Origin of the sequence: Bradyrhizobium sp. TM102, from assembly GCF_009176685.1 — a bacterium.
Lineage (GTDB): Bacteria > Pseudomonadota > Alphaproteobacteria > Rhizobiales > Xanthobacteraceae > Bradyrhizobium > Bradyrhizobium ottawaense.
Genome location: NZ_AP021855.1, coordinates 2,202,194 through 2,219,783, shown reverse-complemented (window position 1 = coordinate 2,219,783; position 17,590 = coordinate 2,202,194). Strand labels below are relative to the sequence as shown.

Below are 17,590 nucleotides of genomic sequence, written 5' to 3'. Positions count from 1 at the left end.
GGGGCCTCTTCCGGATGTTTCCTTGAAGACGATCGGCGGAGCCGAAATCCTACATCCTTCCGCGCACTTCTGCTAAGTTCCGCTCCAACGCGGCCGCCGACCATGAGCCGCAATGGGGAGAGAAACATGAAGGCTTCCTGCGCCGCGCTGTCGGCTGTCCTGCTGTCCTTTTCAATGCCGGTCCTGGCCGCCGATTATCCGGCACCCAAGCAGGGCGACTGGATCGCCAGGGACTTCAAGTTCCACACCGGTGAGACCATGCCGGAGCTGAAGCTGCACTACACCACAATCGGCGAGCCCTCAGGCCAACCGGTGCTCGTGCTGCACGGCACGGGCGGCTCGGGCACAAGCATGCTGTCACCCGCCTTCGCCGGGGAGCTGTTCGGCGCGGGGCAACCGCTCGACGCCTCCAAATATTACATCATCCTTCCCGACGGCATCGGTCATGGCAAATCGTCAAAACCCTCGGACGGCATGAAGACGAGCTTCCCGAAATACGATTATGACGACATGGTCGAGGCGCAGCATCGCCTGGTGACGGAAGGACTCGGCGTCAAGCATCTGCGGCTCGTCATCGGCAATTCGATGGGCGGCATGCACACCTGGCTGTGGGGCGAGAAATATCCGAACGCGATGGACGCGCTGATCCCGATGGCCTCGCAGCCGACCGAGATGGCGTCGCGCAACTGGATGCTGCGGCGGATCATGCTCGACACCATCCGCAACGACCCGGACTACAATGGCGGCAATTACACCAGCCAGCCGCGCATGATGAGATATGCCATCACCGCCTACGGCATCGCCAGCATCGGCGGCACCCTGGCCTACCAATCGCAGGCGCCGACCGCGGCCAAGGCCGACAAGATCGTCAACGACCGGTTGGCGACGCCGATCACGGCGGATGCCAACGACTTCGTCTACCAGTGGGAGTCCTCGCACGACTATAATGCCGGCGAGAAGCTGGAAGCCATCGAAGCATCGCTGCTGCTGATCAATTCCGCCGACGACGAGCGCAACCCGCCCGAGACCGGCATCACGGACGCGGCCATGAAGCGGGTCAAAAACGGCCGCCTCTATCTGATCCCGGCGAGCGCCGAGACGCGCGGCCACGGCACCACCGGCAATGCGAAATTCTACAGCGAGCAGGTGCGGCACTTGCTGGAGAGCACGCCGCAACAAACGATCGAATCGGCGCGTCGCTGATTTTGCAGCGCATCATGTGCGGCACTTCGGAGCCGCATATTATTTGGGCATGCAATGCGCTGACAGCTCGGGCTTAATCGCGTCACCGATGGAATCGACGCGAGCAAGACTCGCGCGCGAATAGCGGAACGCGACGAGGAGGGATCGCATGCACAGGCTCGCACTGTGCGTTTGGCTGGTCGCGATGACGGCGCTGACCAGCGCCGCACTCGCATTCGACAACGGGCAATATGACCACATCCCGCCCGATATCCGCGCCTGGTTCAAGAGCGTGATCGCGCCGAACGGCGTGCCCTGCTGCGATGTCTCGGACGGCCATCGCACCGACTACGATGTGCGCAGCGGCGCTTATTGGGTGCCGATCGAAGGGCAATGGATGGAGGTGCCCGAGCGCGCCATCATCCGCGACCGGGGCAATCCGGTCGGCCAGGCCGTGGTGTGGTACGTTCGCCACCGCGGCGCCATCATCATCAGCTGCTTCGTGCCGGCCGATGCCGTGTAAAACGTCTTGATCGATTCCATTGGCTGGAGGCGGCCCGATTGGGTAGCTTGCCGCCAAGCTGAAGCGGAGGCACGCCATTGACCGATCTTTGCGCCGAAGACCTCACCACCATCTACGCCAAGCCGAGCCCGCGCGTGATCGCGAAAGCGCGTCCCGCGATCGACGCGCATGCGAGGAAGTTCATCGAGATGTCGCCGTTCTGCGTGCTCGCGACGTCGGGCGCGGACGGCAGCGTCGATGCCTCGCCACGCGGCGGCGGCACCGGCTTCGTCCACGTCGCCGGTCCGAACCAGCTATTGATGCCTGACCGCTCCGGCAACAACCGGATCGACAGTTTCCGCAACGTCGTCGAAGGCTCGGGCTTCGTGCATCTGTTGTTCTTCGTGCCCGGCATCGACGAGACGCTACGCGTCGGCGGACGCGGCACGCTGTCGGCCGATCCGGATCTGCTCGCTTCCATGGTGGAATTCGGCAAGCCACCGCGGGCGGTGCTGAACGTCGCCGTCAGCGAAGTCTATTTCCATTGCGGCAAGGCGCTGATGCGCTCGAAGCTGTGGTCGCCGGAGAAAGTGCAGCGCTCGGTGATGCCCAGCATCGTCACGGTCATCCACGACCAGACCGGCCTCGGCGAACCGGCGAGCCAGGAGACCGTGGAAGAGATCTACAAGACGCAGTTGTAGGTGGGGCGACAATCACGGTGTCGTCCCGGACAAGCGCAGCGCAGATCCGGGATCCATAGCCACAGGGAGTGGTTTTGCGAAGACTCGCAGTGAAGAACTCGTCCCACGGTACTCATACCGGCGCATCCAGATAGATCACGCGGTATGGGTCCCGGCTTTCGCCGGGACGACACCGAGTATGCGCCAGAGCCGAAGCTTAGTGCCCCTCACCCTCGAGCCCACCGACGTGCTTCTGGGTGTAGAGCTCGAGGCCGATGCGGCCGATCAGGTCGAGCTGGGTTTCGAGGAAGTCGATGTGGTGCTCCTCGTCGCTCATCAGCTTCTCGAACAAGTCACGCGTGACGTAGTCCTTGACGCCGTGGCAGTAGGTCGCCGCTTCCTGGTAGAGCGCACGCGCGCTCATCTCGGCAGCGAGGTCGCACTCGATGATCTCCTTGACGTTCTGGCCGATGCGCAAGGGATCGAGCACCTGCATGTTCGGAAAGCCGTCGAAGAACAGGATGCGCGCGGTGAGCTTGTCGGCGTGCTCCATCTCCTCGATGGACTCCTTGCGCCAGACCTTGGCCATGTCGAGGAGGCCCCAATTGTCGAGGAAGCGGTAGTGCAGCCAGTACTGGTTGATCGCAGTCAGTTCGTGACGCAGTGCCTTGTTGAGATAGTCGATGACTTTTGCGTCGCCCTGCATGGTTCACTCCAGCTCTTGCAGTCCAAATCGGCCCAAAACCGAATTTAGAACGCTTCTAAGTCAGTTTACGAATGAGGGCAACTGGCTACGGCGGCGCGGCCGGGGAAATGCTCAACCGAGCTGCGAAGGCTTTCAGCAGGCCGCGAGGGCGAACTGGGCGGGCTCAGCCGCTTCGTCATTGGCAGCCACAGTGTGGTTGTGCGGACAGCCGGCACAGCAGGACTGGGCGCAGGGGCCAAGGGCTTCGTCGATGATGGTCTTGATCGTCCGGGCGCAGCGACCGCATTCGGCGCTGCAGCCGAGGCATCCATAGACCTGCTTGGCATGGCGCACGGCGTCGTCGGACTCGGCGACGGCGGCACGGATGTCGTCATCGCTCAGCACGTTACAGGAACAAACGATCATGGAAGCGGCAGGCCCTTCGGTGATGCGTCATCATCGATATTTAACGGGCCCGCCGGATGCAAAAGGAAAAAGCGGTATTTGAAGCTATTCCAAACTGGCCCAAAAGCAGCCTAGAACGGCCCTAAATTTCAGCGTTGCGCTGGATCAAGATTGGAGCGGATCTAATCGCCGCCTCCGCCTCCCCCACCATCGCCGCCGCCGCCTCCGCAATCGCCACCACTGCTGCCGCTGTCGCTGCTGGAACAGCTGCCGCTGTCGGCCGAGCTGCCCGAACTGTCGCTGGAAAACCAGCTTCCCAGCGAGAAGCCGTTATTGCTGCCCGAATAGGTGTCGCCGCTGCTGCTGCCATCGCCACCCGCCCCGGCGCGGGAGCGCCGCTGGCCGCGGTTCTGGAGATGGGTGAGCCAGCCGTAACCGATCGCGGACACGACCCCGGCAGCAATCAATGCATTGATCATCGCGTTGCCCATCGTCGCCTCCTGGCCGAGCCTGCGGTTCACATCAATTGGTCGCCCGCCACCAAGGTGCCGTTCATTGATCATTCAAACGAAGTATGGAACTCTGCTCCCAAAGGGTTCCCGCGTGTTCGTACGAAAGGTCAAGCCGATGAAGAAGTTGCTCCTGACGGTCGCCGCCGTCGCCTCCCTGGCCGTTGCGGCCGGAACCCCGGCCCATGCACAGCGCGGCGTCGCGGCGGGCGTAGCGGCCGGCATCATCGGCGGCGCCATTGTCGGCGGCGCGCTGGCCTCTCCGTATTATTACGGACCCGGACCCGGCTATTACGAACCCGGCTATTACCCGCCCCGCTACTATGCGCCGGGCCCGGGCTATGTCTCTGACGACTATTACGGCGGCGGCTGCGTCTGGCAGAAGCAGCGCTTCTGGGACGGCTATGCCTGGCGCGTCCGCCGCGTCAGAGTCTGCGGCTGAGGCGACTCGAACCGGTCCATCGCGACCACATCGGCTGACCGGTTCACTACGGATTCGCCGTTCATCTCCGGGCCTGAAAAAGACCGCTTTTTCTCGTCACAGCTCCGTGTGCGTTTACCGTGGGTTGACCAATTGCGCGCTTCCTAGCTGCACGGCCAATTCCATCAGCGTGTGCGTGAACCTTTGAAACCCGGGCGCCTCTAACAAGAGGAACCCATCTCCCAGGAGAGCCAAGAGCATGAAGAAGACTTTAGTTGCCGCCCTCACGGTTGCGACGGTCGCCGGTTCGCTGGTGACCGCCACTCCGTCCGCCAAGGCCCATGACGGCGTTGGCGCCGGCATCGCGGCCGGCCTGATCGGCGGCGCCATCGTCGGCGGCGCCATCGCGTCGAGCCGTCCGGCCTATGGCGGCCCCGTTTACGTCGCCGAGCCCGGCCCGCCGCCCCCGCCCTGCTACTGGCAGCGTCAGCGTTATTGGGACGGTTACGGCTGGGTCGTTCGTCCGGTTCGCGTCTGCTACTGATCTGATCGCACCGGCGCTCGTGAGCGCCGCGATCGAAGCCCGGCCGAGACCATCGGCCGGGCTTTTTCTTTGGTCGCGCGCTATCGCGCCGCCTGGATCGAGCGCAGCACCTCTTCGCTGGGCCAGCAATCGACCTTGAGGCCCGCCGACTTCTGATAGGCACCGAGCGCGGCGCGCGTCTGCATGCCGGCCTTGCCGTCGATCTTGTCCTTGTAGAGCCCGACGCGCGTAAGCCCACGCTGCATGGTCTCGACATCCCTGGTGCGCAATTGCTTCGAGGCCGCCCATGGCGTTGCGAACGGAAGCGGGCTCGTCATGCGGTCGGCCAGATGACCGACGAACAGCACATAGAGGTCGGAGAAATTGTATTCCTTGATGACGAAGTAGTTCTTCGTCGTCAGGAACGAGGGACCATAGATGCCTTCCGGCTGGAGCAGCGAGGCCGGCTGCGCCTGTTCGGTGGCGCTCAGCTTCTGCCCGCGCACCGGCACAAGGCCTTCGCGCAACCACTGGCCGAGCGGCTTCGTCACCTCGGGCACACCGGTGGTGCAATCGACCTTGGCCGGCGCCTGCACCTCGTAGGCCCAGCGCACGCCGCTCTGCCAGCCCTTGTTGACGAGTTGCTGCGCGGCCGAGGCCAGCGCATCCGGCACCGAATGCCAGATGTCGATGCGGCCGTCGCCGTCGAAATCGACGCCGTGCTTGTAATATTCGGACGGCAGGAACTGCGTCAGCCCGGTGGCGCCGGCCCAGGACGAGCGCATGTCCTTGCGCGTCACCACGCCTTCGCCGAGGATCTTCAGCGCAAGGATGAACTCGGTGCGGTATTGATCCTTGCGTCGCCCGACATAGGCCTGCGTCGCCAGCACACGGACGAGATCGTAAGGCAGCGTGTAGCGGCCGTAATCGGTCTCGCGGCCCCAGATCGCGAGCATCACGGTTGCCGGCACGCCGGACTTCTTCTCGATCTCGCTCAGCGAGGCGCGATATTTCTGCAGCAGCCGCTGCCCCTCGCCGGCAAGCCGCGCGATCGAGGCTTCCTTGACGTAGTCGGCCGGCACCTGCACGAACTCGGCCTGCGACGGCGCACCTAGCGCGGGCCGTCCGGGCAGGATCAGATCGGGCAGCTTGTAGTCGGGCTCGAGCCCACGCGTCTGCTCGTCGAACGTCTTGCGCGAGACGCCTTCTGCCTGCGCCTCCGGCCACAGCGAGGCGATGAACTGGGTGAAGGCGGCATCGGCGGCGCGCGCGGGCGTCCAGCCGCAGGTGACCACGATCACCGCAGCGATGAGCGCCCGCCGCATCATGCCGAAATCACCGCGTCAGCTTCTTGTACTTCACGCGGTGCGGAATGATGCTGTCCTGGCCGAGCCGGCGCATCTTGTCCTTCTCGTAATCCTGGAAGTTGCCTTCGAACCATTCGACATGGCTGTCGCCTTCGAAGGCCAGGATGTGGGTCGCGATACGGTCGAGGAACCAGCGGTCATGGCTGATGATGACGGCGCAGCCGGCAAAGTCCTCCAGCGCCTCTTCGAGCGCGCGCAGCGTGTCGACGTCGAGGTCGTTGGTCGGCTCGTCCAGCAGCAGCACGTTGGCGCCGGACTTCAGCATCTTGGCGAGATGCACGCGATTGCGTTCACCGCCGGACAGCGCGCCGACCTTCTTCTGCTGGTCGGCACCCTTGAAGTTGAACGCCGAGCAATAGCCGCGCGAGTTGACTTCCTTCTTGCCGAGCAGGATCAGCTCGTTGCCGCCGGAGATCTCCTCCCACACGTTCTTGCTGCCGTCGAGCGCGTCGCGCGACTGGTCGACATAACCGAGATGCACGGTCTCGCCGACCGTGATGGTGCCGTTGTCCGGCTGTTCCTGCTTGGTGATCATCTTGAACAGCGTGGTCTTGCCGGCGCCGTTGGGGCCGATCACACCGACGATGCCGCCGGGCGGCAGCTTGAAGGTGAGATCGTCGATCAGCAGGCGGTCGCCGAAGCCTTTGCTGAGACCTTCGAAGTCGACGACGTTGGCGCCAAGCCGCTCGGCGACGGGAATGATGATCTGCGCGGTCTGGGTCTGCTTCTCGCTCGCCTGCTTGAGCAGATCCTCGTAGCGCTGATAGCGCGCCTTGGACTTGGCTTGGCGTGCCTTCGGTGACGAGGCGACCCATTCCTGCTCGCGCGCGAGCGTCTTCTGATGCGCTGCGTCCTCGCGTCCCTCCTGCTCCAGCCGCTTCTGCTTCTGCACCAGCCAGGACGAGTAATTGCCCTCGTAGGGAATGCCCTTGCCGCGATCGAGCTCGAGAATCCAGCTCGTGACGTTATCGAGGAAGTAGCGATCATGGGTCACGATCAGGATCGCGCCGGGATAGTTGCGCAGATGGCCTTCGAGCCAGGACACCGACTCGGCATCGAGATGGTTGGTCGGCTCGTCCAGCAGCAGCAGCTCGGGCTGGTCGAGCAGCAGCTTGCACAGCGCGACGCGGCGGCGCTCACCGCCGGAGAGCTTCGTGACATCCGCATCGTCGGGCGGGCAGCGCAGCGCGTCCATGGCCTGGTCGACCTTGCTGTCGAGATCCCAGAGGCCCTGGGCCTCGATCTCGTCCTGTAGCTTGGTCATCTCGTCGGCGGTTTCCTCGGAGTAGTTCATCGCCAGCTCGTTGTAGCGATCGAGGATGGCCTTCTGCTTGGCGACGCCCAGCATGACGTTCTCGCGCACGCTGAGTGCCGGATCGAGGTGCGGCTCCTGCTCGAGATAGCCGACACGGGCGCCCTGCGCGACCCAGGCCTCGCCGTTATACTCCTTGTCGAGGCCAGCCATGATCTTGAGCAGCGTCGACTTGCCCGAGCCGTTGACGCCGAGCACGCCGATCTTGGCGTCCGGGTAGAACGACAGATGGATGTTATCGAGCACCTTCCGGGTCGGGTAGCTCTTGGTCAGGCCCTGCATGAAATAGATGAACTGGCGTGCCATCGGTCCCGAAAACCTTCGATTTGAGGAAATTTGCTTAGCCTGCGATGTAGCGATCCCGCCCCCAAAGGGCAATGTTTTCCGTCCGTTCACCACGGATGAATACGGGACGGACACCATCCGGTCACCGATCCGGACAATTGAAACCATCTTTTAATAAATCAGGCCGAAAGCTCGGTTTCGCGCGGAAACAGCGCCACCCGCTCAGAACGAACGGGAGCACAGCGAGGCCGCATCATGGCTCTGATCGAGACCCATTCTCTTCCTGTTCCGGCAGAAGCCGGCCACGTCTCCGGCTTCGTCTCGGAGATCAAGGGATTCTGGAAGCGCTTCTTCGCCACCGCCTTCAATCCCTACCGGCCCGAACTGCACTACATGCGTGGCCCCGGTCCGGCATGGCGCGCCAAGCACGGCATGGATGCGCCGTTCCGCCTGAAGCCCCGGGATCTCTGAGCGCCTCCTTCCTATCGGACTTTTGAAGACGCAAGCGGCTTGCGCGCCGTCCTGATTGCGCGCAACCATGGCCCGGTTCCGACGATGGCGCGCGCCCAGCGCCCTCACCTCTCGCCATCAACTCTGGCCCTGGATGAACGCTGATGAGCCGGCTGCGCTGTGCAATTCTCGACGACTATTTCAATCTCGCGCTCGACGTCGCCGACTGGCAGAAACTGTCCGACCGCCTCGACGTCACCGTGTTCAGCCATCCCTTCGCCTCCGAGCGGGCTGCGGCCAGCGCGCTGGCCGATTTCGAGATCATCTGCGCGATGCGCGAGCGCACGGCCTTCCCGAAGAGCCTGTTCGAGAGCCTGCCGAAGCTGAAGCTGCTGCTCACGTCGGGCATGCGCAACGCCGCGATCGACATGGAAGCCGCGAAGGCGCGCGGCGTCACCGTCGCAGGCACGCAATATTCGCGCGATCCCACCGCACCGCTGACCATGGGCCTGATCCTGGAGCTGACCCGCGGCATCGGCCGCGAGAACGCGCGCATGCATGCTGGCGAGCCCTGGCAGACCTTTGCCGGCGTCGAGATCGAGGGCATGACGCTCGGCATTGTCGGGCTCGGCAAGCTCGGCAGCAGGATGGCCGGGATCGCCAAGGCGTTCGGCATGAACGTGATTGCCTGGAGCCCGAACCTGACGCCGGAGAAATGCGCGGCGGCCGGCGTCGGCTACGCCACCAAGGAGGAGCTGTTCGCCAAGGCCGATATCGTCACCATCCATGTGGTGCTGAGCGAGCGCTCGCGCGGGCTGGTGAGCCGCGACGATCTCGCGCGGATGAAGCCGACGGCCTTCCTCGTCAACACCGCGCGCGGGCCAATTGTCGATGAGGCGGCGCTGCTCGAGGCGTTGCAGCAGCGCAAGATCGCGGGCGCCGGCATCGACGTCTTCTCGGTCGAGCCGCTGCCGGTCGACCATCCCTTCCGCAAGCTCGACAACCTCGTGCTGACGCCGCATCTGGGCTACGCCACCGAGGACGGCCTGCGCATCCATTACGGCCAGATGGTCGAGGCGATCGACGCTTTCACCAAAGGCAGCGAGCTGCCGCGCAAGCTGGCCTGAATGATGAAGGGCGTGCCGATGGCACGCCCTTTTGTAATTTGAATATTCGCGGCGCGCTTAGCGCACGGTGACCGGCGCGGGTAGCGGCGGCACCACGGTCGGCTGCGTGCCCGGGACCGGACCGGCCTGCGCGGCCATCGGAGCCGGACCTGCGGCAGGACCGGGCGCCGGCGCGGCGGACGCCGTCGCGGTTCCCGGCGGCGGACCACCCGGCATCACCACCACGCGGGTGCCGACCTTGACGCGATCGAACAGGTCGGAGACGTCCTCGTTCAGCATGCCGATGCAGCCGGACGAGACGAACTTGCCGATGGTCGAGGGCTGGTTGGTGCCGTGGATGCGGTAGACGGTCGAGCCGAGATACATCGCGCGGGCGCCGAGCGGATTGCCGGGGCCGCCGGCCATGAAACGCGGCAGATAGGGCTGGCGCTCGATCATCTCGGTCGGCGGATGCCAATCCGGCCACTCGGCCTTGCGGGTGATCTTCTGCACGCCGGTCCAGGTGAAGCCGTCGCGGCCGACGCGGACGCCGTAGCGGATCGCTCGGCCGCCACCGAGCACGTAATAGAGGTAGGTGTTGGGGGTATCGACCACGAGGGTGCCCGCGGGCTCCTTGGTCTGGAACGAGACCTCCTGGCGGCGCAGGTTCTGCGGCAGCTGCACCGGCGCAGCATCGGGCTGCTCCTCAGGCGGCAGCGCGGCCATCGTCATCGGCCTTCCGTCAGCGCCGACCGGCGGCTGCCCGGCCTGGACCGTTCCGGTCGCGGCGGGACCACCAACGGCCTCCGGCGGACGCATGCCGTCACCGGCGGGAGCCTGCCCCTGCTGGCCCGGACGATTGGCATAGATCACTGGCGGCGGACCCGCGGGGCGGCCGTAGCGGGGATCGTCGGGCGACATCACGGGGCCCTGCGACGGTGCGGCCGAATAGACCGGCGCCCCAGTCGGGCGGCCATAACGCGGATCATCCGGCGACATCACCGGACCCTGCGGCGGCGCGGCCGAGTAGACCGGGGGAGCACCGACCGGACGGCCATAGCGCGGATCGTCGGCTGGGCCGGGCGGCGGCAACGATGCCTGCGGCATCGCGTCGTCGTCATCTTCCAGCGCGTCGAAATTCGGCGTGCGGTCGCCGGGCCGATATTCGGCCGGGGCGCCGTAGCTCGGCGCCTGCTGAACCGGATAGCTCTGAGCCTGCGCGAGCGAGGTTCCCGCCGCAGCGACTGTTGCGGCAGCGCATATCGTCAGAAAATGTTTGATCATCATCGCTCTTGTATAGTCCCCAAGCCCGATCGGACCGTTAACGGCCAGATGGCCGAAGATAGCGGCACATTCAAGACATATCAGGCTTATTTGCGCGGGACCTGCCGATTTGTGATCCGCAAGACTACCGTTGCCCCGTTGCATCACGGGGCGGAAATCAGCTCATGGCGTCAATTGCCGGAGTCTTCGGCCCCGTTTTTTGCGGAACGGGTCGGAATCGTTGCGGTATGTTCGAATCAGCCTGATTCGCCGCCCATTTGAGCTCCCGATCCCCGCGTGGCGAACGCGGCAAACAGTACCGTCACCGCGTTCAGATGGCTCTTGGGCCCTGGCCTCTTCGCCGCCGGGGCGGAAATTCGCAATCGCTCGATGCTTCCCGGCTTTCGCTTCCTGTTTGCCGCGATCCTGCTGTCAGTCTCCATCCTGGTGTTCGGCCTGGGCGCCGCCGCACTGCTGCGGGCGAGCCACGAGCAGTATGTCAGCAACCCCTCCTGGCGGAACGGCCCGCAGGAGCAGGTGTTCGCGCAGGCTCCCGAGCCGGCCCAGCCGGTGCTCGCGGTCCTCCGCGCGGAGCCGGAGCCGACCGCCGAGCCCGAGCCGTCGCTGCGCGACAAGGTGCCGACCATTGGACTGCCCGAAAGCGAGCCCGACCAGGTCGCCGTGCTGACGACCGAGACCGAGGCCCAGTCCCAGGTCGCGGCACCTCCGGCTGACGTCCCGGTCGCAGAACCGGCCAAGGCCGAGACAACGAAGGCCGAGACAACGAAGGCCGAGACGACGACGGAGGCCGCAGCGCCGGCGCCCGCCGACACGCTCACCCCGGCCGACACCACGGCGTCGATCCCCGCGGCCGAGCCTGCCGCGACCGCCAGCGAGCCAGCGCCGGTCGATCCCAGCGCGGCCGTGGCCTCCTCCGCACTCGATGCCGCCTCGGCCAAGCTGGCCGCTTTGAACGAGCCGGCGACGACGGCCGTGAAGGATGCGCCGGCGAAGGCCAAGACCGAGAGCAAGGCAGATACCAAGGCCGACGACAAGGCGACCAAGCGCAAGGCGAAGGCCAAGAAGCGGCATCGCGTGGTGCGTCGTCCGCCGCCTCAGCAGTTGCAGCAGCAGCTCGATCCGTTCGGCCAGCCGCAGACGTTTGCGACGACGACAACGCGCACGCGGTGATCTTCACCGCGCCCCGCTTGCGGGAGCGATTTCGCTTGTGGCCATCCTTCGAGGCGCGCGCTCAAGGCGTGGAGAGCGCGAGGGCGCGCACCGTCATCGTGACGCTCACGCCGGCCCGGTCGCGATGGCCGGGCCGCCCTCCTGGCCCCATTCCGACCAGGAGCCGTCATAGAGCGCGGTGTCGGTGATCCCAAGGCGATAGAGCGCGAGCGTCAGCACCCCGGCTGAGACGCCCGAGCCGCAGCTCGTCACGATCGGCGCATCGAGCTTGACACCGGCGCTCGTGAAGGCGGCGCGCAGTTCATCGAGCGGCTTCATCGTGCCGGTCGCGGCATCGAACAGCTGATTGTAGGGCACGTTGCGGGCGCCGGGGATGTGGCCGGAGCGAATGCCTGCGCGCGGCTCGGGGGCGCGGCCCTCGAAGCGGTCGGCGGCGCGCGCGTCGATCACCTGCTCGGCACGGCTTTCCACATTGGCGATCAGCTGCTGCATGCTGCGCACGCGATTTGAATCGTAGCTCGCCTTGAACGTCGCTGGCTTCGGCTTCACCTCGCCGCTCTCGACCGCTCGCCCCTCGGCCCGCCACTTCTTCAGGCCGCCATTGAGGATGCGCACGTTGTCATGGCCGAAGGCCAGGAACATCCACCAGGCGCGGGGCGCGGCGACCCAGCCGCCGGCATCGTAGAGCACGACGGTGTCGGCGTTGGAGATGCCGAGATTGCCGATGTCACGGCCGAACTGCTCGGCGCTCGGATACATGTGCGGCAGCGGGTTGGAATGATCCGACACCGCATCGACGTCGAAGAACACGGCGCCGGGCAGGTGCGCGGCGAGATAATCGTCCTTGGGCAACGGCAGCACGCCCGGCAGCTTGAAGCTGGCGTCGAGCACTTTGACGTTGGCGTCGTTGATGTGCGCGGCGAGCCATTCGGTGGAGACGAGGGGGTCGGTGGGGGTGTCAGTCATTGATGTACTCTCTGGCAACTTTGTCGGTCGTCATGCCCGGGCTTGTCCCGGGCATCCACGTCTTTCGGCGCGCGAGCAAGAACGTGGATGGCCGGGACAGGCCCGGCCATGACGGAGTGTGTGGTACGCGCGGTATCCAATTCACCCCTTCTTCTTCGGCTCCCACGCTTCCGTCGGCCCACCGGCATCGCGCCAGGCGGCGTAGCCGCCGGCGATGTGGGCGACGGGCTTCAGGCCCATGTCCTGCGCGGTCTTGGCCGCGAGTGCGGAGCGCAGGCCCCCGGCGCAGTGGAAGACGAACTTCTTGTCCTCCTGGAAGACCGGCTTGGCGTAGGGGCTCTGCGGGTCGATCCAGAATTCCAGCATGCCGCGCGTGCAGGCGAACGCGCCGGGGATGCGACCGTCGCGCTCGATCTCGCGAGGGTCGCGGATGTCGACGATGACGACGTCGCCATTCTTGGAGATCTCGATGGCGTCCTTGGCGTTGAGCGTCTCGATCTCGGCATTGGCCTCGTCGATCAGCGCCTTGATGCCGCGGGTGATGTTTTGGGGCATGTGGTTCTCCCTCTTGTTGTCATTCCGGGGCGCGCGCAGCGCGAGCCCGGAATCCATTCCTCTACACGCACTGCGGCCCGATGGATTCCGGGCTCGCCCCGGAATGACGAGAAGCTAGTGCGTCAATTCCTTCATCGCACCCTCAAGCCCCTCGATCGTGATCGGGTACATGCGGTTCGCAAAAATGCGTTTGATGATTGTGGTCGATTCCGAATAGTCCCAATGCTTCTGAGCGACCGGATTGAGCCACACCGCATGCGGATAGGTGCGGATGATGCGGTCGAGCCAGACCGAGCCCGGCTCCTCGTTGACATGCTCGACCGAGCCGCCGGGCACCATGATCTCGTACGGGCTCATCGACGCATCGCCGACGAACACGATCTTGTAGTCGTGCGGGTATTTGTGCAGCACGTCCCAGGTCGGCGTGCGGTCGGTGAAGCGGCGCTTGTTCTGCTTCCACACGCCCTCATAGAGGCAGTTGTGGAAGTAGAAATACTCCATGTGCTTGAACTCGCTCTTCGCCGCCGAGAACAGCTCCTCGACCTGCTCGATATGCGCGTCCATGGAGCCGCCGATGTCGAAGAACACCAAAAGCTTCACCGCATTGCGCCGCTCGGGGCGCATGTGGACGTCGAGATAGCCGTGATTGGCGGTCTCGCGGATGGTGGTGTCGAGATCGAGCTCGTCGGGTGCGCCGGTGCGCGCGAATTTGCGCAGGCGGCGCAGCGCCACCTTGATGTTGCGGATGCCGAGCTCGACATTGCCGTCGAGGTCCTTGAACTCGCGCTTGTCCCACACCTTCACGGCGCGGTTGTTGCGGTTCTTCTCCTGGCCGATGCGCACGCCCTCGGGATTGTAACCGTGGGCGCCGAACGGCGAGGTGCCGGCGGTGCCGATCCACTTCGAGCCCCCCTGGTGCCGCCCCTTCTGCTCTTCGAGGCGCTTCTTCAGGGTCTCCATGAGCTTGTCCCAGCCCATGGCCTCGATCTGCTTCTTCTCTTCGTCAGTCAGGTATTTTTCGGCGAGCTTCTTCAGCCACTCCTCGGGGATCTCCGCCTTCTCCATGGCGTCGAGCAGGTTTTCTAGCCCCTTGAACACCGTGCCGAAGACGCGGTCGAACTTGTCGAGGTTGCGCTCGTCCTTCACCAGCGAGGTGCGCGACAGGTAGTAGAAATTCTCCACCGAATAATCCGACAGGTCAGCGTCGAGCGCCTCCATCAGCGTGAGGTATTCGCGCAGCGTCACGGGGACCTGCGCATCGCGCAGAGAAGTGAAGAATTGCAGGAACATGGGTGACAGATTGCCCGTCGGGTGGCTGACGTCAAGGGGCGGAGACCGCCGCGGGGTGCTGGACCGCGAAGCTTTTTGCTCTAGAATTGGGGCCCTCACGGGGTTGTTTTGGGGACGTTTGCAATGGGAATTGTCGCAGCACTCATCATCGGTGCGATCGCGGGCTGGCTTGCGGGCAAGATTGTCCACGGGGCGGGATTTGGACTGATCGGCAACATCGTCGTCGGCATCATCGGTGCGCTGGTCGCAAGCTGGGTGTTGCCCCAGCTGCACATCCAGCTGGCAACGGGCACGGTCGGCGCCATCGTGGACGCCACGATCGGCGCGGTGATTGTGCTCGTCATCCTTTCGCTGATAAAACGGGTCTGAAAGCCTGACCGAACCAGGAACAGCCGCCGCGAGCGGCCGTTCGCTTGTCGCGACGGGGCCGACGCCTCTCGCCCGACGATGACCCAAGGACACGCGATGAAATTTACCGGCACCAAGGACTATGTTGCGACCGACGATCTCAAGGTCGCCGTCAATGCCTCGATCGTGCTCGAGCGCCCGCTCCTCATCAAGGGTGAGCCCGGCACCGGCAAGACGGTGCTGGCGGAGGAAGTCGCGAAGGCTCTGAACGCGCCGCTGCTGACCTGGCACATCAAGTCCACCACCAAGGCGCAGCAGGGCCTCTACGAATACGACGCGGTGTCGCGCCTGCGCGACAGCCAGCTCGGTGATAGCAGGGTGTCTGACATCAAGAACTACATCAAGCGCGGCAAGCTGTGGGACGCCTTCACCGCCGAGCAGCGGCCGGTGCTCTTGATCGACGAGATCGACAAGGCCGACATCGAATTCCCGAACGACCTCCTGCTCGAGCTCGACCGCATGGAATTCCATGTCTACGAGACCGGCGAGACGATCAAGGCCAAGCAGCGCCCGATCATGATGATCACCTCCAACAACGAGAAGGAGCTGCCGGACGCGTTCCTGCGCCGCTGCTTCTTCCACTACATCAAGTTCCCCGACGCCGACACGATGGGCCGCATCGTCGACGTCCACTTCCCCGGCATCAAGAAGCGCCTGGTCGAGGAAGCGCTGCGCATCTTCTTCGAGGTGCGCGAGGTGCCCGGCCTGAAGAAGAAGCCGTCCACGTCGGAGCTTCTGGACTGGCTCAAGCTGCTGCTCAACGAGGACATGAGCGTCGAGCAGCTGCGCGAGCGCGACCCGCGAAAACTGATCCCGCCGCTGCACGGCGCTCTGCTGAAGAACGAGCAGGACGTGCATCTGTTCGAGCGGCTGGCATTTTTGAGCAGACGGGAAGTGTGACCTTCCCGTGTCCCGGACGCGCTGCAGCGTGCAACGCTGCTGCGCAGAGCCGGGACCCGGTAGGCGACACGGTACAATGCGGCGACATGGGCCCCGGCTCTGCAGCGCACCGTCAAGAGACGCTGCGCTGCGTCCGGGGCACGAGAGTAGAGTTCGGTGCGCCGCTTTCTCCACACCGTCATTGCGAGCGCAGCGAAGCAATCCGGAATCCCTCCGCGGTGACAGTGTGGATTGCTTCGCTGCGCTCGCAATGACGGAGTATGAGGCAGCAGTTGCCCTTCCGACTCGCATTTTGAATCGCAGACACACCTTCGCAGCCTCGCGACGCATCTCGCCCGAGCTTTGCTCTCTCCGTCGCCCCCAAGGAAAGAGGGCGCAGGGAAGGCCGGGTGCCGGCTTGGCACCCGCGGTCCGCTGTGCGCAGATAGCGCAAAAGGACTGCACAGCGGCATACAGGTGCGGCCGAACACACGGCCTTCCCTGCGCGATGGTCGGACGGCTTATGCCGTGATCTCCCGGGAGCCGAACTTTCCCTCTGGCCTCCCTCGCCCCGCGAATTGGATGATGCCGTCTGCCCGGTTGGGCTCGCGCACATCTCCGCGACAGGCTTGACCGTAGCAACGACGGCCAGGACCACACGGTTTTGCCGTACGCAGCTCATCCGGCTTCGCCAAGAGGCTTCGCCGGACTTCAGCGCCGCTCGTCCGCACGAAGCCTCGGGCTCACAGGGACTACCCGCCCTGCCCACGCCTCTCGCGCACGACGCTGCCGCGTCCACCGCAACCCGGCCCGCGTTTCGAACGACTCGCGAACCGCCCCTCTTCGTCGGGCCGGGCTGCTTCGATGTATGCCGCAATTCCGAATTTCGGTAAAGTGGAATATTTTTGCGCGGAGGGGTTGACGGGTTGCGGGGTGCTTTGCCCGACGGGACACGAAAGATGGATCGTTCAGGCTTCCCCCGAAGATCGCGGGGCAACATCCCTCCGCATCGCCCATCTCGGCCATCACGGCGCCTTGCGCTTGACCGCCTTGCGCAAGGTCTCGTCGATCCGCGATTGCCAGCCCGGCCCGGTCGACTTGAAATGCTCGACCACCTCCGGGCTGAGGCGCAACGAGACGAGCTTCTTCGTCGGCGCCTTGTTCGGGCCGCGGCCCTTCCGGATGGATGCGCCGAGATCTGGGAAGACCTCGGCAAACGGTCGCGCCTTGGCAAAGTCCGCCTTTGTCAGCTCCGGATTATCGCTGACTGCGCGCAGGTCTCTCTTTGTGTAGCCTGACTTCTTCCTAGCGTTCGGCATAGAGTTTCCTTTCGCTGCGGCTTGCCGGTCGCATGCTGATGATGCTGACGCCCTCGCGGCCGAGCCGGGCGAATACGACAACAATGACGCCACGGATGCTCACGCCGACCGCGATCCAGCGCTTGCTCTTGTTGTGCGAGGGAATGACCAGCGCGGTGTCGAAGAACGCTTCGTTGAGATCGGCAAAGTCCAGCCCGTGCTCGTCGAAGTTGGCGAGCCGCTTCGGTTCGTCCCAGACGATCTTCATTACCTTTAACGTAGCTACGATTTAGCTATCCGTCAATATCTTGTA

The 17,590-nt window shown here is 64.6% G+C and carries 21 protein-coding genes; 10 read left to right on the top strand and 11 right to left on the bottom strand.

The annotated features are described in order from the left end of the window. Positions 1-126: 126 nt before the first annotated feature. From GDN70_RS10430 to GDN70_RS10420, 3 genes are all read left to right on the top strand, one after another. Positions 127-1,203, top strand: coding sequence for an alpha/beta fold hydrolase (locus GDN70_RS10430; protein WP_097668417.1), 1,077 nt, complete (start codon positions 127-129; stop codon positions 1,201-1,203). Positions 1,204-1,351: 148 nt separating this feature from the next. After that, a complete protein-coding gene (locus GDN70_RS10425) occupies positions 1,352-1,705 on the top strand; it encodes a hypothetical protein (protein ID WP_028145598.1) in 354 nt (117 codons plus the stop codon). Between the two features lie 77 nt (positions 1,706-1,782). Continuing rightward, positions 1,783-2,385 carry a pyridoxamine 5'-phosphate oxidase family protein gene (locus tag GDN70_RS10420; protein ID WP_028145599.1) on the top strand — a complete coding sequence of 201 codons (603 nt, stop codon included), beginning with the start codon at positions 1,783-1,785 and terminating at the stop codon, positions 2,383-2,385. A 196-nt stretch (positions 2,386-2,581) separates the two neighbouring features. Here GDN70_RS10420 and bfr read toward each other — a convergent pair whose 3' ends face one another. The 3 genes from bfr to GDN70_RS10405 all read right to left on the bottom strand — a co-directional run bounded on the left by bfr (position 2,582) and on the right by GDN70_RS10405 (position 3,945). Further along, on the bottom strand, positions 2,582-3,070 hold the full coding sequence (gene bfr / locus GDN70_RS10415) for a bacterioferritin (RefSeq protein WP_011089420.1): 489 nt from the start codon (positions 3,068-3,070) through the stop codon (positions 2,582-2,584). 132 nt (positions 3,071-3,202) lie between these two features. Next, the gene (locus GDN70_RS10410; RefSeq protein ID WP_018318601.1) at positions 3,203-3,475 is read right to left on the bottom strand and encodes a bacterioferritin-associated ferredoxin; all 273 of its coding nucleotides are present in this window, start codon (positions 3,473-3,475) and stop codon (positions 3,203-3,205) included. Between the two features lie 161 nt (positions 3,476-3,636). Further along, positions 3,637-3,945, bottom strand: a complete 309-nt coding sequence (locus tag GDN70_RS10405) for a hypothetical protein (RefSeq protein ID WP_152102477.1) — start codon at positions 3,943-3,945, stop codon at positions 3,637-3,639. A 136-nt stretch (positions 3,946-4,081) separates the two neighbouring features. On the opposite strand from GDN70_RS10405, the gene GDN70_RS10400 reads away from it, so the two are divergent. Continuing rightward, positions 4,082-4,405, top strand: coding sequence for a hypothetical protein (locus GDN70_RS10400; RefSeq protein ID WP_028145601.1), 324 nt, complete (start codon positions 4,082-4,084; stop codon positions 4,403-4,405). A gap of 238 nt (positions 4,406-4,643) precedes the next feature. Beyond that, positions 4,644-4,928, top strand: a complete 285-nt coding sequence (locus tag GDN70_RS10395) for a hypothetical protein (RefSeq protein ID WP_028145602.1) — start codon at positions 4,644-4,646, stop codon at positions 4,926-4,928. Between the two features lie 80 nt (positions 4,929-5,008). Here the strand turns inward: GDN70_RS10395 and GDN70_RS10390 are convergent, their stop codons facing one another. Further along, positions 5,009-6,235: a lytic murein transglycosylase gene (locus tag GDN70_RS10390; RefSeq protein WP_152102476.1), complete on the bottom strand. Its 1,227-nt coding sequence runs from the start codon at positions 6,233-6,235 to the stop codon at positions 5,009-5,011. Positions 6,236-6,242: 7 nt separating this feature from the next. Next, positions 6,243-7,892, bottom strand: a complete 1,650-nt coding sequence (gene ettA, locus GDN70_RS10385) for an energy-dependent translational throttle protein EttA (protein ID WP_028145604.1) — start codon at positions 7,890-7,892, stop codon at positions 6,243-6,245. Between the two features lie 234 nt (positions 7,893-8,126). On the opposite strand from ettA, the gene GDN70_RS10380 reads away from it, so the two are divergent. Beyond that, entirely contained in the window at positions 8,127-8,342 is a 216-nt protein-coding gene (locus GDN70_RS10380) for a hypothetical protein (protein ID WP_028145605.1), read from the top strand. A gap of 143 nt (positions 8,343-8,485) precedes the next feature. Next, a complete protein-coding gene (locus tag GDN70_RS10375) occupies positions 8,486-9,448 on the top strand; it encodes a D-2-hydroxyacid dehydrogenase family protein (RefSeq protein ID WP_038971294.1) in 963 nt (320 codons plus the stop codon). A gap of 57 nt (positions 9,449-9,505) precedes the next feature. Here GDN70_RS10375 and GDN70_RS10370 read toward each other — a convergent pair whose 3' ends face one another. Beyond that, positions 9,506-10,711: a L,D-transpeptidase gene (locus GDN70_RS10370; RefSeq protein WP_028145607.1), complete on the bottom strand. Its 1,206-nt coding sequence runs from the start codon at positions 10,709-10,711 to the stop codon at positions 9,506-9,508. A gap of 369 nt (positions 10,712-11,080) precedes the next feature. On the opposite strand from GDN70_RS10370, the gene GDN70_RS10365 reads away from it, so the two are divergent. Continuing rightward, positions 11,081-11,881 (top strand): hypothetical protein, encoded by an 801-nt coding sequence (locus GDN70_RS10365; RefSeq protein ID WP_173015780.1) that lies wholly within the window; start codon positions 11,081-11,083, stop codon positions 11,879-11,881. Positions 11,882-11,986: 105 nt separating this feature from the next. Here the strand turns inward: GDN70_RS10365 and sseA are convergent, their stop codons facing one another. From sseA to GDN70_RS10350, 3 genes are all read right to left on the bottom strand, one after another. Then, positions 11,987-12,847 carry a 3-mercaptopyruvate sulfurtransferase gene (gene sseA / locus GDN70_RS10360; RefSeq protein WP_038950867.1) on the bottom strand — a complete coding sequence of 287 codons (861 nt, stop codon included), beginning with the start codon at positions 12,845-12,847 and terminating at the stop codon, positions 11,987-11,989. 141 nt (positions 12,848-12,988) lie between these two features. Continuing rightward, the gene (locus GDN70_RS10355; protein WP_028145610.1) at positions 12,989-13,402 is read right to left on the bottom strand and encodes a rhodanese-like domain-containing protein; all 414 of its coding nucleotides are present in this window, start codon (positions 13,400-13,402) and stop codon (positions 12,989-12,991) included. A 114-nt stretch (positions 13,403-13,516) separates the two neighbouring features. Further along, positions 13,517-14,692, bottom strand: a complete 1,176-nt coding sequence (locus tag GDN70_RS10350; protein WP_028145611.1) for a VWA domain-containing protein — start codon at positions 14,690-14,692, stop codon at positions 13,517-13,519. A 123-nt stretch (positions 14,693-14,815) separates the two neighbouring features. On the opposite strand from GDN70_RS10350, the gene GDN70_RS10345 reads away from it, so the two are divergent. Further along, positions 14,816-15,061 carry a GlsB/YeaQ/YmgE family stress response membrane protein gene (locus GDN70_RS10345; RefSeq protein ID WP_018318587.1) on the top strand — a complete coding sequence of 82 codons (246 nt, stop codon included), beginning with the start codon at positions 14,816-14,818 and terminating at the stop codon, positions 15,059-15,061. Positions 15,062-15,157: 96 nt separating this feature from the next. Further along, positions 15,158-16,000: a MoxR family ATPase gene (locus GDN70_RS10340; RefSeq protein ID WP_028145612.1), complete on the top strand. Its 843-nt coding sequence runs from the start codon at positions 15,158-15,160 to the stop codon at positions 15,998-16,000. A 1,004-nt stretch (positions 16,001-17,004) separates the two neighbouring features. Here GDN70_RS10340 and GDN70_RS10330 read toward each other — a convergent pair. Next, entirely contained in the window at positions 17,005-17,298 is a 294-nt protein-coding gene (locus GDN70_RS10330) for a BrnA antitoxin family protein (protein ID WP_028145613.1), read from the bottom strand. Next, the gene (locus GDN70_RS10325) at positions 17,285-17,545 is read right to left on the bottom strand and encodes a BrnT family toxin (RefSeq protein ID WP_038973437.1); all 261 of its coding nucleotides are present in this window, start codon (positions 17,543-17,545) and stop codon (positions 17,285-17,287) included. Before GDN70_RS10325 ends, GDN70_RS10330 begins: the two co-directional genes overlap by 14 nt. Positions 17,546-17,590: the final 45 nt, after the last annotated feature.

Coding starts and splice junctions, on each gene's coding strand:
- GDN70_RS10330 (WP_028145613.1), bottom strand. CDS start 17,298: ATGCCGAACGCTAGGAAGAAGTCAGGCTACACAAAGAGAGACCTGCGC.
- GDN70_RS10345 (WP_018318587.1), top strand. CDS start 14,816: ATGGGAATTGTCGCAGCACTCATCATCGGTGCGATCGCGGGCTGGCTT.
- ettA (WP_028145604.1), bottom strand. CDS start 7,892: ATGGCACGCCAGTTCATCTATTTCATGCAGGGCCTGACCAAGAGCTAC.
- GDN70_RS10390 (WP_152102476.1), bottom strand. CDS start 6,235: ATGATGCGGCGGGCGCTCATCGCTGCGGTGATCGTGGTCACCTGCGGC.
- GDN70_RS10425 (WP_028145598.1), top strand. CDS start 1,352: ATGCACAGGCTCGCACTGTGCGTTTGGCTGGTCGCGATGACGGCGCTG.
- GDN70_RS10365 (WP_173015780.1), top strand. CDS start 11,081: ATGCTTCCCGGCTTTCGCTTCCTGTTTGCCGCGATCCTGCTGTCAGTC.
- GDN70_RS10380 (WP_028145605.1), top strand. CDS start 8,127: ATGGCTCTGATCGAGACCCATTCTCTTCCTGTTCCGGCAGAAGCCGGC.
- GDN70_RS10325 (WP_038973437.1), bottom strand. CDS start 17,545: ATGAAGATCGTCTGGGACGAACCGAAGCGGCTCGCCAACTTCGACGAG.
- GDN70_RS10350 (WP_028145611.1), bottom strand. CDS start 14,692: ATGTTCCTGCAATTCTTCACTTCTCTGCGCGATGCGCAGGTCCCCGTG.
- GDN70_RS10355 (WP_028145610.1), bottom strand. CDS start 13,402: ATGCCCCAAAACATCACCCGCGGCATCAAGGCGCTGATCGACGAGGCC.
- GDN70_RS10410 (WP_018318601.1), bottom strand. CDS start 3,475: ATGATCGTTTGTTCCTGTAACGTGCTGAGCGATGACGACATCCGTGCC.
- GDN70_RS10430 (WP_097668417.1), top strand. CDS start 127: ATGAAGGCTTCCTGCGCCGCGCTGTCGGCTGTCCTGCTGTCCTTTTCA.
- sseA (WP_038950867.1), bottom strand. CDS start 12,847: ATGACTGACACCCCCACCGACCCCCTCGTCTCCACCGAATGGCTCGCC.
- GDN70_RS10370 (WP_028145607.1), bottom strand. CDS start 10,711: ATGATCAAACATTTTCTGACGATATGCGCTGCCGCAACAGTCGCTGCG.
- GDN70_RS10340 (WP_028145612.1), top strand. CDS start 15,158: ATGAAATTTACCGGCACCAAGGACTATGTTGCGACCGACGATCTCAAG.
- GDN70_RS10405 (WP_152102477.1), bottom strand. CDS start 3,945: ATGGGCAACGCGATGATCAATGCATTGATTGCTGCCGGGGTCGTGTCC.
- GDN70_RS10375 (WP_038971294.1), top strand. CDS start 8,486: ATGAGCCGGCTGCGCTGTGCAATTCTCGACGACTATTTCAATCTCGCG.
- GDN70_RS10395 (WP_028145602.1), top strand. CDS start 4,644: ATGAAGAAGACTTTAGTTGCCGCCCTCACGGTTGCGACGGTCGCCGGT.
- bfr (WP_011089420.1), bottom strand. CDS start 3,070: ATGCAGGGCGACGCAAAAGTCATCGACTATCTCAACAAGGCACTGCGT.
- GDN70_RS10400 (WP_028145601.1), top strand. CDS start 4,082: ATGAAGAAGTTGCTCCTGACGGTCGCCGCCGTCGCCTCCCTGGCCGTT.